We start from the raw sequence: 14,867 nt of genomic DNA, 5'->3' as shown, positions 1-14,867 counted from the left end.
ACGATGGCAGATATTGCCATCGTTTTTTTATAGATGTTTTTTGACCTTTATCAAATCTTCAAATCTGATAATTTGTAATAGAAAATGAATTGGGAGCCACCCTTATTTCAGGAGACTTACTTGTGGAGAATATAAAGTATTTATTTTTCTTAAAAACTCTTTTCTGTAGAAAATTATCAGTGTAACTATCAGATTTTTAAAATAGTATATTGATTATATTTACTTTAAAAATACACATGCTGATCAAAATTTATGGTAGCGCCATTCATGGAGTTGCTGCCCAGACCATAACGATTGAAGTAAATGTAGATACTGGAGGCGTTGGATACCATTTGGTAGGACTTCCTGATAATGCGATCAAAGAAAGCAGTTATAGAATTTCCGCTGCATTGAAGAATGTAGGATATAAAATTCCTGGAAAGAAAATTACAATTAATATGGCTCCTGCTGACCTTAGAAAAGAAGGATCTGCCTATGATCTAAGTATAGCAATTGGTATTTTAACTGCATCTGATCAGATTCTGGCTGAAAAAATTCAAGACTATATCATTATGGGTGAGCTTTCGTTGGATGGTAGCTTACAGCCCATAAAAGGAGTACTGCCCATTGCGATTCAGGCGAGGGAAGAAGGGGTTAAGGGGATTATTCTTCCTATTCAAAATGCCAGAGAAGCAGCTATTGTCAATGATCTTGAGGTATATGGAGTAGAAAATATAAAGCAGGTCATCGATTTCTTTAATGAAGGAAAAGCTATTGAAAGAATTATATTGGATACCCGAAAGGAATTCCATGAAAAAATAAATAATTTTCCCTTTGATTTTTCAGAAGTTAAAGGGCAGGAAGCCGCCAAAAGAGCAATGGAAGTAGCTGCTGCCGGTGGACATAATATTATACTGATTGGCCCTCCCGGAAGCGGGAAAACAATGCTGGCCAAAAGAGTTCCAAGTATACTCCCGCCATTAACGTTGAAAGAGGCTCTTGAAACTACAAAAATCCATTCTGTAGCAGGGAAGATCGGTACAGAAGCATCATTAATGACTGTTCGTCCTTTCAGATCTCCGCACCATACCATTTCCGATGTAGCACTGGTTGGTGGGGGAAGTTATCCTCAACCCGGGGAAATTTCACTGGCTCATAATGGGGTTTTATTTCTTGATGAAATGCCTGAATTTAAACGAACCGTTTTGGAAGTGATGAGACAGCCCTTAGAAGATCGTGAAGTAACTATTTCAAGAGCTAGGTTTACCGTCAATTATCCTGCGAGTTTTATGCTGGTGGCTTCTATGAACCCTAGTCCAAGCGGTTTTTTTCCTGATGATCCCAACAATACCTCTTCTGTTTATGAAATGCAACGGTATATGAATAAACTTTCCGGGCCGCTTTTAGATAGGATCGATATTCATATTGAAGTTCAGAAAGTAGAATTTGAGCAACTTTCAGAGAAAAGGAAAGGTGAGAAAAGTAAAGATATCCGGGAACGGGTTTTGAAGGCAAGGGAAATTCAGAATGAACGATATAAAGATCTTAATATCAGTAGTAACGCTCAAATTGGGCCAAAAGAAATAGAAGCATTTTGTGAATTAGATGAGGTTTCTTTCAGTCTTATCAAATTAGCTATGGAAAAGCTGAATCTTTCCGCAAGAGCCTATGACAGAATTTTAAAGGTAGCACGTACCATTGCAGATCTTGAAGAATCTGAAAAAATTCTTTCTCATCATATTTCCGAAGCCATACAATACAGAAGCTTAGATCGGGAATTTTGGAATGCTTAATGATGTAAAATTAATGAAATTAAAATCTTAAAGAATTCAATGGAGTATTCATATATCTATTCTCTTGATATGAGCCTTTTTTCCATAAAATTTGATCTCTATAATTTGCCGAAAAATTAAAGTCTTATCATAGTATGAATATTTTACTTGTTGTGTTTTTAAATGTATCTTATTGTTATTCAATTTGTTGTTTCATAAATTTAATATATAGTGTGGGATGATATGATAATTATGTAACACTTTATATTATTTATTATGTTAAATTTGAATATTGAATCATTAGTCATATGATGGTATTGAATTCAAATCATTAGTCAAGTAATTTTGTTTTAAAACTGAAATTAAAAGAATAAAGATTCTTTTTGAGAGTCATAAATAAAGTAAGGCTTTATTTACAGTTCTGTTCATTAAACAGATCATCTGAACTTTCTCTGCAAGTACTTTTTATAAAGTTATTATTACACGTTGAATTTATCATTGTGCACATTTTGTATACTCTATTATATCTCCTATTTCTTTGATTAAATGATAGGGTAGGGTATACATTAAAAATTAATCACGCATAGAAGATGCTTGGCAGAAAAGTGATAAGAAAAAGTAGACTTTTAACCAAATTACATCATTATCATGTCAAATTTAACATCACCATTAGACTCCCAATCATTGGGAGAGGCTGTACTATTGTCTTCAATGGATAGAGAAAAACTTTTAAATGACTTCAATACAACGGGATGGGACTACAAACAGGAAGAAACATTGGTGTCTCTTTTCAAAAAACAGGTGCAGCTTTATCCTGATCAGATTGCAATAGTATACAGAGATCAGGCAATGACTTATAAAGAGTTGGATCAGAAGAGTAATAAACTTGCCAATAGTCTAATAGACAAAGGAATACAAAAAGGAATGTTTGTTCCTCTCTGGCTCAACCGATCCCTTGAATGGGTGGTTGCAGTTCTAGGAATTGTAAAAACAGGTGCAGCGTATGTTCCGATAGATCCTGCATACCCTGTAAAAAGAGTAGAATATATCCTTTCAGATACTGCTGCTAAGATTATGATTACCAATCATGATCTTGGAGCACTCTTATCAGGAAATAAAAAAATTGAAGTGCTTCAGTTTGATACAATGAAAGATCTGGAATCCTTTTCTTTGCAGGATCCAGATGCTGAAATATACCAGAATTCACTGGCGTATACAATTTATACATCCGGTTCAACAGGGAAACCTAAAGGAGTGATGGTGGAGCATCTTGCTATTCAGCATTTGGTAACATGGCATAATCATTATTTTCATGTGGATCAGACTTCAAAGGTAACTCTTGTTGCCGGGCTTGCATTTGATATTTCTGTATGGGAAATATGGTCGGGTATTACTTCCGGAGCTACCCTTTTTATTGCAGAAAACGAAGAAAGAACGGATGTTTCTGCTTTGGTGGAATATTTCCATAAAAATCATATTACCCATGGTTTTGTACCAACAGTTCTTGTTCCTCCTTTTATAGATAAGACCAGAAAATACAATGATCTGGCTCTTAAATATCTTTTCACAGCAGGTGAAAAGCTGAAGCCAGTGCTTACTACAGAATTGAGTTATGAACTTATAGACTATTACGGGCCTACGGAATGTACAGTATATGCTACGTTTAGAAAAGTTAAAGAGGTAAAAGGCCAGTATGTGTCTTCAATAGGGAAGCCGATTGCCAATGCTAAAGCATACATTCTGAGTGAAAGTTTGGAATTGCTTCCTGTAGGAGCTGTAGGAGAATTATTCATAGGAGGGGATCTTCTGGCAAAAGGTTACCTTAATAATGAAGAGCTGACTGCTGTAAAATTTATCAATAATCCTTTCAGGGAAACGGAAAAAATATACCGTACCGGAGACCTTGCCAAATGGCTGCCTGATGGAAATATTGAGTTCTTAGGCAGGATAGATAATCAGGTAAAGATCCGGGGATTCCGGGTGGAGCTGGGAGAAATAGAACGAACTTTGAGCCAACAGGACAACATACAGGAAGCTACGGTCATCACAAAAGATACTACAGGAAGTAATAAATACCTCATTGCATTTATTGTAGCGAAACCGGGTGTTGAAAAAGAAGTTACCACTATCAGAAATCTCCTAAAAGAAGAATTACCAGGATATATGATCCCTGCCCAGATCATTTTTATAGATAAAATTCCTCTTACGACTAATGGGAAAACAGATTCTCAATATTTAAAAGATCTGGCAGATAAAGAGGCTAAAGATTTGGTTTCTTTTGAACCCCCAACTAATGAAACAGAAAGAGGCATAGCAAAGATCTGGTCTGCAGAACTGGAACGACCTGTTATTAATATCACGGATAACTTTTTTGATATTGGAGGAAACTCTTTGTTGGTTGCGGTTGTTGCAGTAGCATTAGAGAGGAGTCTTGGGGTAAAAGTATACCTTAGAGATGTCTATCAATACCCTGTATTGAAACAGCTTTCAGAAATTTTGATTGCCAGAGCCCAAGAAGAAAGAGTAGCCATGCCGGAAGAAGATGTAGAACCTTATGTAGAATTACAACAAGATGTGTATCTCGCACCAGGAACTGTATTTGCGGGAGGCTTTGATCCTAAACAGCTTGAAAATCCTTCAACTATATTTTTAACCGGAGTGACAGGTTTTGTTGGAATTCATCTTTTACAGGAACTTTTAGATACCACAGATGCTGATATCTATTGTTTGGTAAGGGCTCAGGACGATTTTCATGCAAAAGAAAAAATTGATCGTTGCTTTAAACAATTTGCTGTTTCTCAAAAGAAAGAACAAAAAGAAAGAATTATTCCAGTAGTAGGAGATCTTGTAAAACCATTCTTGGGACTTTCAGAAGATACATTTAAAATGCTGGCAGAAAAAACAGATGTGATTTATCATTCTGGAAGCTCTGTAAATTTTATCGAACCTTATTCTTATATGAAAGCACCAAATGTAGAAGGATTGCGAGAAATTATAAAGCTTGCAGGTGCAGAAAGAACAAAATGTCTTGCGCTGCTGTCTACGATATCAGTGTATAGCTGGGGGCATATATTTACAGGAAAAAAAGTGATGTTGGAATCTGATGATATAGCTCAAAATCTGATGTCAGTAAGTAAAGATATAGGCTATGTAAGAAGTAAATGGGTGATGGAAGCGATCGCAGATCTGGCAGCAAAAGAAGGATTACCTCTTATTACTTATAGATTAGGCTATGCCATGTGCCACAGTGAGACGGGAGCAAGTGCTCCTTATCAATGGTGGTCGGGATTGGTGAAAAATTGCGTGGAGTTCCAATCTTATCCGGCACTTACCGAATTGAGAGAAGGTTTAATAACCGTAGATTATATGACTCAAACTATGGCTTATATTACAAGAAATAAAGAGGCAATAGGGCAGAAGTTTAACCTTATTGCCAGTCCGGAAACGAATCTTACACTAGAAGACTTTTTTGGCCTCATGAAAAAATATTATCCATTTACATTGAAAGACCTTCCTTATAAAGAATGGAGAAAACAATGGGAAGATGATAGTAAAAATAGACTTTATCCTCTAACTAGCCTTTTCAGAGATAATATGCATGAAGGTTTATCAACTGTTGAGCTTTACCAGAATACTTATGTGTGGGATTGCTCTAATGTGATTAAATTCTTGGATGGATCTGGGATTAAAGAACCTGTATTTGATAAAAAAATGTTGGACTCTTATTTGAGATATCTAGGAATTCCGATTTCCTGATCATTTTAAAACAAATCCCAGGCAGCAAAGCTGCCTGGGACTTTTGATAAAACCATACCCTTCAACGAAATGTTGAGAGGTTGGTTCCAGCAAACTCTAATTCACGGTTACTTTTATCACATTCTGTACAGCAGGAACCGGGTATTGTGTTCCAACTTTAGAAATAGGCATATTTTCACTTTGTGGAGTTCCCCCGAATAATGCTTGGCGATTTCCTGCACCCGGATATTGGTCTACTCCTGTTCCTGAATCAAATAAAGAAGTTTTTGAAGTAAGGTCTCCTTTAGCATTGGCATCTATACTTTGCTCATTAGCATAGAACCAGTCATTAGAGAAACCGAACATTGTTGCATAAGCAATTTTATCTCCCGGATTTGCTTTGAAGCTCGTCATCACCTTGTTTCCCGGAGGAACAGGAGCGCTTCCTGCTACATAAATTCCTTTAACCCCAGGAAAAGATTTTAAACTGTTTTGAAGCTTACTTACATTTCCCATTTGAGCAATTTCCTTTAACCCCATTCCGTTATCCATTTTTCCCATTTCATAAATTGGATTTTTATCACCTCGATAGATCACTACAAGAGTAGGAGAAAGACCTGTCATAATTCCCGTATTAGCCATAAGTTTAGCTTTCATTTTATCAATATTCCCCATCTGGGCTATATCTGTAATTTCAGGATTGGATAAGGCATTAGGTGTAAAGAATGGTGCGCTGTTTAGAAGCTGGGTACCATTATAATTAGAAACGGCCCAAACTCCTGGAGAAAAAGGAGTTTCATTAGCTGTTCCTCCTGAAGTATTGGTTATGGTTAAAGTAAACTCAGAAGACATCTCATCGTAGGCAAGGTTAAGTTTCATCAGTTGTGAAGCATTTACATTAGGAACCTGCATGATAGGTTTACTCTCTGACTGGCCAGTCATATTATCTTTGGTTCCATTATCCCATAACAATACACTTGAGGAAACATCACCTGTAATAGCTTTTCCATTAGCATCAAACAGTTTTATTCCAGGCTGCTGAGAAGCAAAAAACCAATCTTTAGAAAGTCCATACATGGTAGCAAACATAAGAGCCTGTGCTTTTCCGGCACTGAACTTTATAGAAACAGATTGTCCCGGCATAATAACCGGAGGATTTCCCATTCCCTGAAAGCTTCCACTTTGTACAAAGTCTTTAGGTGTAACAACATTTTCAAAGGTAATTGTCCTTTGATAAGAGTCGTCCATCATGTTGTTGTCTGAATCGCTACATGAAAAAAGCGTCAATGCAGTTGTAATAGCTGCCGCAAATACTGTGGTTTTAAAAAAAGTCTTTTTCATAACGTGAATTTTATAGTTATAACTGGTATCTACATCCATAGTCGGGTATATTCTAAAATCCTGACGAAAAAATGAATAATTATTAAGAATTATTTTGTTATGTATTGTAAGTCAGGATGATGTGTTTTTTTTATTTAATGAATAATACGTCGAGTTTTGTCGCTGCAGATCAAGACTTTTGTTGTAGGATAAACAAAACTTATAATTAAAAGAACAATAAATGAATAATTTTATGGTATTAGCTAAGGATTTTGTAGCCAATGAAAGTGTAGTGATAGATCTTAAATCATCCGGAGTGGAAAATAAGCTGAATTCATTGATTTTCCAAAACCAAAAAGGACAGTGTGCACAATTTTTATGGCAATCCAACATTATAGAAAGGAGAGGATATTTCAAAGAAATAAATAACGACCTTGGAGTAAAGGTGGCTCATTATGATGGATTCCTGACGGTTACCAATGGAGGGGGACAACAATATCTGGAAGCAAAAGTAAAAATATAGAAAATAAAGAAAAGACTTTATATTCCTTTTTTTCCATCCAGAATCATCTGGATCATTTTTGTTTTTCGGTTTTCCCTTGTTTCCGGCTTCTTCGCCTCTTCAATCCAGCGGATATACTCCTTTTTGTGAGTATAGCTCATCGTATCAAATAGTGCTTTGGCATCTGGATGGTTATTAAAGACCAAAGCAATATCATCTGAAAGGTCAACAATCCGTTCTTTCTTATCCTCCATAAGAGATACGGTAACCTCATCTCCAAAAGTTTTCCCAAGCTGCTTTCGGACTTCTTGAGTCAATCCTAGTATATGACAGTCTGATTTCATTTTAGCCAGGCTTCCGCGATACTCTACCTTTCCATCAAATATAGCCAAAATTTTGACCTGCCCTTTTTTGTTGAATAACTCTTCTGTTGAAAAAGGAAATTCCACAAAAGCAGCATTCATTGTTTCATTTTGTTGTATGATGGCAGTGAATAATACAGGTTGAGAATTCATGATTACTATTTTAATATTCAAAAATAAAAAAACCGTGAAAATAATTTTCACGGTTTCAAAAATATATCAGATAAGATTATTTTTTCTTTGTTTTCTTAGGCATTGTTGTAGTCCCAGAATTTTTAGTTTTTGTATCAGCAGGAGTGTTTGCATCTTTTACAAGCTTCAACTCATCTACTAATCTTCTTGCGCCAGCAAACTTATCGATTGTCCAAAGAACGAAACGAACGTCTACGTTGATTGTTTTCTGCCATTCAGGCTCGAATACGATATCACCGCTTAATGCTTCGCTGTTTCCATCGAATGCAATACCAATAAGGTTTCCATCACCATCAATTACCGGAGAACCTGAGTTACCTCCTGTAATGTCATTGTTAGAAAGGAAGTTTACAGGCATATAACCTTTTGCATCAGCATACTGTCCGAAATCTTTAAGGTTATAAAGATCGATCACTCTTTGAGGAAGATCGAATTCTTCATCTCCTTTCTTGTATTTTCCAACAAGACCAGACATATCTGTATAATAGTTATCTGTAACACCGAAGTAGTTTCTGTCTTCTCTGATAGGAAGCTTATCTACAGTACCGTATGTTAATCTCATTGTAGAGTTAGCATCCGGGTAGAATTTCTTCTCAGGCATTGCTTTTACTAAACCAGCTAAGAATAGACGGCTGTTTTTTGCAAAATTGTCATCTATCTTTACGTATCTTTCAGCACTCATTTTTTGATCTGCAACAATACCGTTTGCTGCTTTCCAAAGCGGATCAGCATCAAGTTTTAATGCATCAGGATTCAACAGGAAGTTGGTTGCGGAAGTCTTGTTTGCAAAAATAGAAGAATAAGCTAAGTTAGAAACTGTTTTAGCATCTAATCCAAGGATCGTAGCAGATGCTACTTCTTGGTTTTTAACTCTAGCCTGATAAAGGCTAGTCATTGCAGCAAGCATTTCACCTTCTAAAGATGGGCTGAAATTCTCATAAGCAGCTTTAATTGCAGCTTCAGTTTTAGCTTTCATTGCTAATCTTCCCTGCATATCCTGTGCAGCATAAGCTTTTAAAACAGAACCTACCTGTAAAGCAAGTGAAATATATTTAGCATTTCTTGTGAACTGAGAAGCGTAGTTTCTTTCAACATTTCTGTCTGAAGCCTGCTTGTAATAAGCCTCAATATCAAGTAAAATACCATCATAAGCCTCGTTTCCTGGCTTTGCAGACCATTTTTTGTAAACGTCTTCAATCTTTTGCTTGTCAGTGATCGTACCGTTTTTCTCTACAGCATCAATTGTTCCCTGTCTGTTTTTCCAGTAGTTCGCTACAGAAGCGTACTGAGAAGCATAGTTAAGCTGAGTCGCTTTATCTTTATCCATATACTTCTTCATTACATCCATTGCAGTTTTGGAAGCTTCAACCCAAGCCGGGTAATCTTTACCTACCATTTGCTGAATTCCGTAAGAAGTTAAATAACGGTTTGTTCTACCTGGGTATCCAAGGATCATTGAGAAGTCACCTGGCTTAATTCCTTTTAGAGAAACCGGTAAGAAATGCTTAGGTTTCATTGGAACATTGCTTGGAGAATATTCAGCTGGGTTTCCAGCAGCATCAGCATATACTCTGAAAACTGTAAAGTCTGCAGTATGTCTTGGCCATTCCCAGTTATCAGTATCACCACCGAATTTTCCTAAAGATGAAGGTGGAGCACCTACTAATCTTACATCTTTGTAGTCCTGATATACAAAATAGTAGAATTCATTTCCGTTGAAGAAATCTTTTACCACTACAGTATATTTTCCGTTTTCAGAGTTTTCTGTCTGGATTGCTTTTGTTTCAGCATCAATAACAGCTTTTCTCTCTGCTCCGGTCATATTGTTGTTTAGCTTGGATGTGATTCTTTGAGTTGCATCATCCATTCTCACTAAAAATCTTACATAAAGATCTTTTGCATTGAATTCGTCTTTCTGTTTCATTGCCCAGAAACCGTTTTTCAAATAATCTTTTTCCGGAGTAGATGCAGCAGCTACTGCTCCGTATCCACAGTGGTGGTTCGTGAATAAAAGTCCTTTATCAGAAACAATTTCTCCTGTACAGAAACCACCGAAACTTACGATAGCGTCTTTTAAGCTGGAATTGTTAACTGAATAAATTTCCTCAGGCGTAAGATGTAGACCTTCTTTTTGCATATCAACACCGTTAAGTCGTTTGATGAGCATTAGCAGCCACATCCCCTCATCCGCCCTCATCTGAGCAAAGCTCAGCAAGAAAGTGAATAGTAGAAATAGTCTTTTCATTTTATAAAATAATTTTTGTGTCGCTAATTTACTAATTTTTACGAGATTCTGTCCCGGATTGGTACGAAAATGGGATGATAATCAGCATGAAAAAAATATTATTCCCCTTTTTTGCCATGTTATTCTTTGGGCTTGTGTTAAATTGCTCATCAGTACCTGAAAAAAATCCTTATCTCCAAAGACAATGGATGCTGGTTTCTTTCGATGGCTTTTCTAAAGATCAGCTGATTGCCCATAAAGCTGAAATTAACCTTACCGGAAAAATGGAAAAAGGGAAGATCTATGGAAGTGCTTATATGGGGTGCAACCAGATGTCCTTTACTTCTGAATTTAAAAAAGGCGGAACAGTAAAGATTTCCCAAGGGGTAAGCACCTTGAAGGCTTGTCAGGATATGAATCTTGAAACCTCTTTTCAAAAAAAATTTGAAACCATGAGCAAATATACTGTAGAAGGTCATTTCCTTACCCTGTCTGATGATCATGGAAATTCTATGAAATTTGTTGCCGCTGATTGGGACTGATGGTCTCATTTTAAAATATAAGAAGTCCGTTATTGAGCGGACTTATTTTTGTGGGAAAAACTTAATTTTATATTTTTTATACTGTTTGACAGGAGATTGACAAATCAACGGGTTTCGTTGATAAGCAACTTAAATTTATATTAAAAAGTGTTATTAACTAAAATTTGATTTTGTTTTTTTTCTGAAAAATATTATCTTGTAAAAATCATAAACATAGACATAAACTTTAATGTTAGAAAAGAAAGAACATAATTATGAGAAGGTGGTTTTGGTAGGATTAATTACTAAAGACCAAGATGAAGATAAGTTAACAGAATATATGGACGAACTGGAGTTTCTTGCTTATACAGCAGGAGCTACAGTGGATAAAAGATTTACTCAAAAGATGTCCCAACCGGACTCCAAAACATTTGTTGGAAGCGGAAAAGCATTGGAAATTAAGGAGTATGTAAAAGAAAATGGAATTGGAACTGTCATTTTTGATGACGAACTTTCTCCTTCACAGCTGAAAAATCTTGAAAGAGAAATGGAAGTGAAAATTCTGGATCGTACCAATTTGATCCTTGATATTTTTGCGCAGAGAGCACAGACTTCTTATGCAAGAACACAAGTGGAGCTAGCCCAATACCAATATCTTTTACCTCGATTGACAAGAATGTGGACTCACTTGGAGCGTCAGAAAGGAGGGATTGGGATGAGAGGTCCCGGGGAAACGGAAATTGAAACTGACCGTCGTATCATTCGTGACAGAATTACTTTGCTGAAAGATAAATTAAAGACTATTGATAGACAGATGGCAACTCAGCGTAATAATCGAGGAAAAGTTGTACGTGCTGCCTTAGTGGGATATACCAACGTAGGAAAATCTACTTTGATGAACTCTCTTTCAAAATCTGAAGTTTTTGCAGAAAATAAATTGTTCGCAACCCTTGATACTACTGTAAGAAAAGTTGTGATTGGAAACTTACCATTTCTGCTTACTGATACGGTAGGATTTATCAGAAAATTACCTACTCAATTGGTTGAATCTTTTAAATCTACACTGGATGAGGTAAGAGAAGCAGACTTATTGATTCATGTAGTTGATATTTCCCATGAAAGCTTTGAAGATCATATTGCTTCGGTAAACGATATTTTACAGGAAATTGATGCTCACAGAAAGCCAATGATTATGATTTTCAATAAGATTGATGATTTCAGCTACGAAAAAAAGGATGAAGATGATCTTACTCCTTCAACGCGTAAAAACATCTCTCTGGATGAATGGAAGAAGACATGGATGGCCAAATCAAAGTATCCAACTGTTTTCATTTCTGCATTAACGAAGGAAAACTTCCCGGAAATGAAAAAGATGATTTATGATGAGGTGATGAAGATCCATATTTCAAGATTTCCATACAATGATTTCCTTTTCGAGTACTTCGATGACGAAGAAGATGAAAATAACAATTAATGAAACATCATTTTTTCCTTTTATTCATTCTGTTTTCGATTTTTGGTTTCAGCCAGAAATCAAAAATAGACTTTAAGGCTATTGAAAAAAGCCAAAAAAACTCTGATTCACCGTATAATTATGAGAAACTCCTTTTCAAATATAAAGGATACCCAAAGTCTTTGGATAGTATAGAAGCACAATACCTTTACTATGGAAGAAATTTTAGAACGGATAGGGTAACTACTTCAGATGAAGGGTTTAAAAATCTGGCAGAAGCTTTTAAGCAAAACAAATTTGAAGATTGTATCAAGCAGGGAAAGGCTTTGTATGATAAAGACCCTACCAATCTTGACATTCTGCTTATTTTACTCAGGGCTTATGATTCTTCAAAAGATGGGAATAACTTTATGCATCACCTGAATCAGTTTCGGGCTTTGGCAGACGGAATCAAAAGTTCCGGAGACGGAAAGTCTGAGAAAACAGCTTACCTAGTCAATTCGGTGGGGGATGAATATATTCTTTTGAATATTCTGAATATAGGAAATGATTATACAAGAGGATCAAAGCCTTCAAAGGACGGAATGTTTGACATTTGGGAAAAAGGTGGTCAAAAAATATATATCAAGGTTCTTTACTTAGACTTATAAATTAATTTTAAAAAAACACTTAGTGGAATTATATTATTCATTTTCAGCATTAATCGTATTAGCATCCATATTTGCCTACCTTAATTACAGGTTCTTGAAACTTCCGAGTACTATCGGAATCATGGTGATTGCCATTGTAGTCTCTATTTTCCTGGTTATGTTTGGCGAAACAGTGCTTCCCAAAACTTTTGGACACCTTAATAAACTGATGGGAAGTATCGATTTTACTGAAGTTTTGATGGGAGCAATGCTTAACTTTCTTCTTTTTGCAGGAGGAATCCATATTAATATCAACGATCTCAAAGAACAATTCAGACCCGTGCTGATATTTTCTACTGTAGGAGTCGTGGTTTCCACTTTTGTAGTAGGTTTTGGAATGTTTTATTTACTTCCTTATGTAGGAATTAAACTTCCATTTATTTACTGTCTTGTTTTTGGAGCTTTGATTTCCCCTACTGATCCGGTAGCGGTTCTGAGTGTCTTGAAACAAGCTAATGTTTCTAAATCACTGGAAACAAAAGTAGCCGGAGAATCTCTTTTCAATGACGGTATGGCAGTGGTGGTCTTTACAGTAGTACTACAGTTAGCCGTAGGAAAAGAAGTTGATCTAGGAGTTGAAAATATTGGCTTGCTTCTTCTTCATGAAGCTGGTGGAGGTCTTTTATTAGGAGTTCTGCTAGGTTGGGTTACCTCAAGATTGATGCGTGAAGTGGATGATTATATTATCTCCGTATTGGTGACACTTTCTGTGGTGATGGGTGGATATCTTATTGCAAGACAGATGCATATTTCAGGGCCATTAACGATGGTTGCCGCAGGATTATTTATGGGGAATTTTAACAGGAACTTTAAAATGAAGTCTGTTACCCAGGACTATCTTATCAAATTTTGGGAGCTGATTGATGAAATTTTGAATGCTGTATTATTCTTGTTTATCGGATTTGAGCTTTTAATGATTAAAGACCTGAAGCATTTTATGATCCCCGGTCTATTAGCAATTTTTGTAGTTCTTTTTGCAAGATTTATCTCCATTTGGGGGCCTACGAAATTTACTTCTTTGAGAAAAAGTTTTAGTCCGCAGACGGTAAAAGTATTAGTTTGGGGTGGAATTCGTGGTGGAGTTTCTATTGCATTGGCGATGTCTATTCCTAAGAGTGAATATAGTGAAACGATTTTGAGTATTACCTATTGTGTAGTAGTGTTCTCCATCATTGTTCAGGGGCTTACCATAGCAAAAGTGGCGAATCCTAAGCAGATTGTGAAAGAAGAAGAGGAACAGGAAAGTAATGCTTTAGAGAATAAAGCTTAGCGTAAAAAATTACACGATTAATGAGTACTGGTATTGTTAAAGAAGTACAGGAAGCTCTGGCAGTTTTATCCATTCCTGAAAAAGCCGAATTCTTTCCAAGATTTTTTAAAACGGGTAAAGGAGAATATGGAGAAGGTGATCTCTTTTTAGGAGTGAAAGTTCCTGATCAGAGAACTGTTGCTAAGGAATATTACTCAAAAATCAATTTAAATGAACTCAGTGAGCTGCTTTCTTCAAAATATCATGAACATCGACTTACGGCTCTTTTTATATTGATTTCAAAGTTTGAAAAGACAAAAAATAAAGAGGTAAAAGATGAAATCATAGCATTTTATTTTACTCATCTGCCCTATGTTAATAATTGGGATCTGGTAGATTCCAGCTGTTATAAGATTCTTGGCAGATATGCTTATGAAAATAAGAAGGAAAATCTGTTGAGGGATCTTTCAGAATCAGACGAAATGTGGCACAAGAGAATTGCTGTTGTGGGAACCATGCATTATATCAAAAAAGGATCATTTGATCTTACCCAAGAATTGGTAACCAGAAATTTGAAGCATTCTCACGATCTTATGCATAAAGCCAATGGTTGGCTGCTGAGAGAGATGGGAAATAAGGATGAAAAAACATTGATTAACTACCTGAATCAATATTACAAAGAAATGCCCAGAACCTGTCTTCGATATGCCATTGAAAAGCTAGATGAAGATCTTCGTCAGGATTATCTGAAAGGACGTATTTAAAAAAGAGTAGTGTTGTATCCTGTATGAAAAAGTACCGGAAAACAGCTATTTATACTCAAAAGATCGAAGATTATAAGAATTTAAGACTATAATTGAGTAATTTTG

At 36.0% G+C, this 14,867-nt stretch carries 11 protein-coding genes; 8 read left to right on the top strand and 3 right to left on the bottom strand.

Going from position 1 to position 14,867, the window contains the following annotated elements; genetic code table 11:
- Positions 1 to 236: 236 nt before the first annotated feature.
- Both GTR01_RS12200 and GTR01_RS12195 read left to right on the top strand, forming a co-directional pair.
- Positions 237 to 1,772, top strand: coding sequence for a YifB family Mg chelatase-like AAA ATPase (locus GTR01_RS12200; protein WP_160138119.1), 1,536 nt, complete (start codon positions 237 to 239; stop codon positions 1,770 to 1,772).
- A 627-nt stretch (positions 1,773 to 2,399) separates the two neighbouring features.
- On the top strand, positions 2,400 to 5,507 hold the full coding sequence (locus GTR01_RS12195) for an amino acid adenylation domain-containing protein (protein ID WP_160138118.1): 3,108 nt from the start codon (positions 2,400 to 2,402) through the stop codon (positions 5,505 to 5,507).
- A gap of 96 nt (positions 5,508 to 5,603) precedes the next feature.
- On the opposite strand, the gene GTR01_RS12190 is transcribed toward GTR01_RS12195, so the two are convergent.
- The gene (locus GTR01_RS12190) at positions 5,604 to 6,827 is read right to left on the bottom strand and encodes a spondin domain-containing protein (RefSeq protein WP_160138117.1); all 1,224 of its coding nucleotides are present in this window, start codon (positions 6,825 to 6,827) and stop codon (positions 5,604 to 5,606) included.
- 220 nt (positions 6,828 to 7,047) lie between these two features.
- Here GTR01_RS12190 and GTR01_RS12185 point away from each other — a divergent pair, with 220 nt between their 5' ends.
- Positions 7,048 to 7,329, top strand: coding sequence for a hypothetical protein (locus GTR01_RS12185; RefSeq protein ID WP_160138116.1), 282 nt, complete (start codon positions 7,048 to 7,050; stop codon positions 7,327 to 7,329).
- 17 nt (positions 7,330 to 7,346) lie between these two features.
- On the opposite strand, the gene GTR01_RS12180 is transcribed toward GTR01_RS12185, so the two are convergent.
- The gene (locus tag GTR01_RS12180; protein ID WP_160138115.1) at positions 7,347 to 7,823 is read right to left on the bottom strand and encodes a YdeI/OmpD-associated family protein; all 477 of its coding nucleotides are present in this window, start codon (positions 7,821 to 7,823) and stop codon (positions 7,347 to 7,349) included.
- Positions 7,824 to 7,899: 76 nt separating this feature from the next.
- On the bottom strand, positions 7,900 to 10,107 hold the full coding sequence (locus GTR01_RS12175; protein ID WP_160138114.1) for a S46 family peptidase: 2,208 nt from the start codon (positions 10,105 to 10,107) through the stop codon (positions 7,900 to 7,902).
- An 86-nt stretch (positions 10,108 to 10,193) separates the two neighbouring features.
- Between GTR01_RS12175 and GTR01_RS12170 the strand changes: the two genes are divergently transcribed.
- The 5 genes from GTR01_RS12170 to GTR01_RS12150 all read left to right on the top strand — a co-directional run bounded on the left by GTR01_RS12170 (position 10,194) and on the right by GTR01_RS12150 (position 14,762).
- Positions 10,194 to 10,628 carry an META domain-containing protein gene (locus GTR01_RS12170; RefSeq protein ID WP_228452226.1) on the top strand — a complete coding sequence of 145 codons (435 nt, stop codon included), beginning with the start codon at positions 10,194 to 10,196 and terminating at the stop codon, positions 10,626 to 10,628.
- Between the two features lie 229 nt (positions 10,629 to 10,857).
- Positions 10,858 to 12,081, top strand: a complete 1,224-nt coding sequence (gene hflX / locus GTR01_RS12165; RefSeq protein WP_160138113.1) for a GTPase HflX — start codon at positions 10,858 to 10,860, stop codon at positions 12,079 to 12,081.
- A complete protein-coding gene (locus GTR01_RS12160; RefSeq protein ID WP_160138112.1) occupies positions 12,081 to 12,710 on the top strand; it encodes a DUF4919 domain-containing protein in 630 nt (209 codons plus the stop codon). The genes hflX and GTR01_RS12160 overlap by 1 nt, the downstream gene beginning before the upstream one ends.
- A gap of 22 nt (positions 12,711 to 12,732) precedes the next feature.
- Positions 12,733 to 14,019: a cation:proton antiporter gene (locus tag GTR01_RS12155; protein ID WP_160138111.1), complete on the top strand. Its 1,287-nt coding sequence runs from the start codon at positions 12,733 to 12,735 to the stop codon at positions 14,017 to 14,019.
- A gap of 20 nt (positions 14,020 to 14,039) precedes the next feature.
- Positions 14,040 to 14,762: a DNA alkylation repair protein gene (locus tag GTR01_RS12150; RefSeq protein WP_160138110.1), complete on the top strand. Its 723-nt coding sequence runs from the start codon at positions 14,040 to 14,042 to the stop codon at positions 14,760 to 14,762.
- Positions 14,763 to 14,867 lie beyond the last annotated feature (105 nt).

Origin of the sequence: Chryseobacterium sp. c4a, assembly GCF_009900745.1 — a bacterium.
Lineage (GTDB): Bacteria > Bacteroidota > Bacteroidia > Flavobacteriales > Weeksellaceae > Chryseobacterium.
This window is presented reverse-complemented; position numbering and strand designations above follow the sequence as displayed.

Excerpts from the sequence above, each read along its gene's own strand:
- GTR01_RS12190 (WP_160138117.1), bottom strand. The coding sequence starts at position 6,827 with ATGAAAAAGACTTTTTTTAAAACCACAGTATTTGCGGCAGCTATTACA.
- GTR01_RS12150 (WP_160138110.1), top strand. The coding sequence starts at position 14,040 with ATGAGTACTGGTATTGTTAAAGAAGTACAGGAAGCTCTGGCAGTTTTA.
- GTR01_RS12200 (WP_160138119.1), top strand. The coding sequence starts at position 237 with ATGCTGATCAAAATTTATGGTAGCGCCATTCATGGAGTTGCTGCCCAG.
- GTR01_RS12195 (WP_160138118.1), top strand. The coding sequence starts at position 2,400 with ATGTCAAATTTAACATCACCATTAGACTCCCAATCATTGGGAGAGGCT.
- GTR01_RS12175 (WP_160138114.1), bottom strand. The coding sequence starts at position 10,107 with ATGAAAAGACTATTTCTACTATTCACTTTCTTGCTGAGCTTTGCTCAG.
- hflX (WP_160138113.1), top strand. The coding sequence starts at position 10,858 with ATGTTAGAAAAGAAAGAACATAATTATGAGAAGGTGGTTTTGGTAGGA.
- GTR01_RS12185 (WP_160138116.1), top strand. The coding sequence starts at position 7,048 with ATGAATAATTTTATGGTATTAGCTAAGGATTTTGTAGCCAATGAAAGT.
- GTR01_RS12160 (WP_160138112.1), top strand. The coding sequence starts at position 12,081 with ATGAAACATCATTTTTTCCTTTTATTCATTCTGTTTTCGATTTTTGGT.
- GTR01_RS12180 (WP_160138115.1), bottom strand. The coding sequence starts at position 7,823 with ATGAATTCTCAACCTGTATTATTCACTGCCATCATACAACAAAATGAA.
- GTR01_RS12170 (WP_228452226.1), top strand. The coding sequence starts at position 10,194 with ATGAAAAAAATATTATTCCCCTTTTTTGCCATGTTATTCTTTGGGCTT.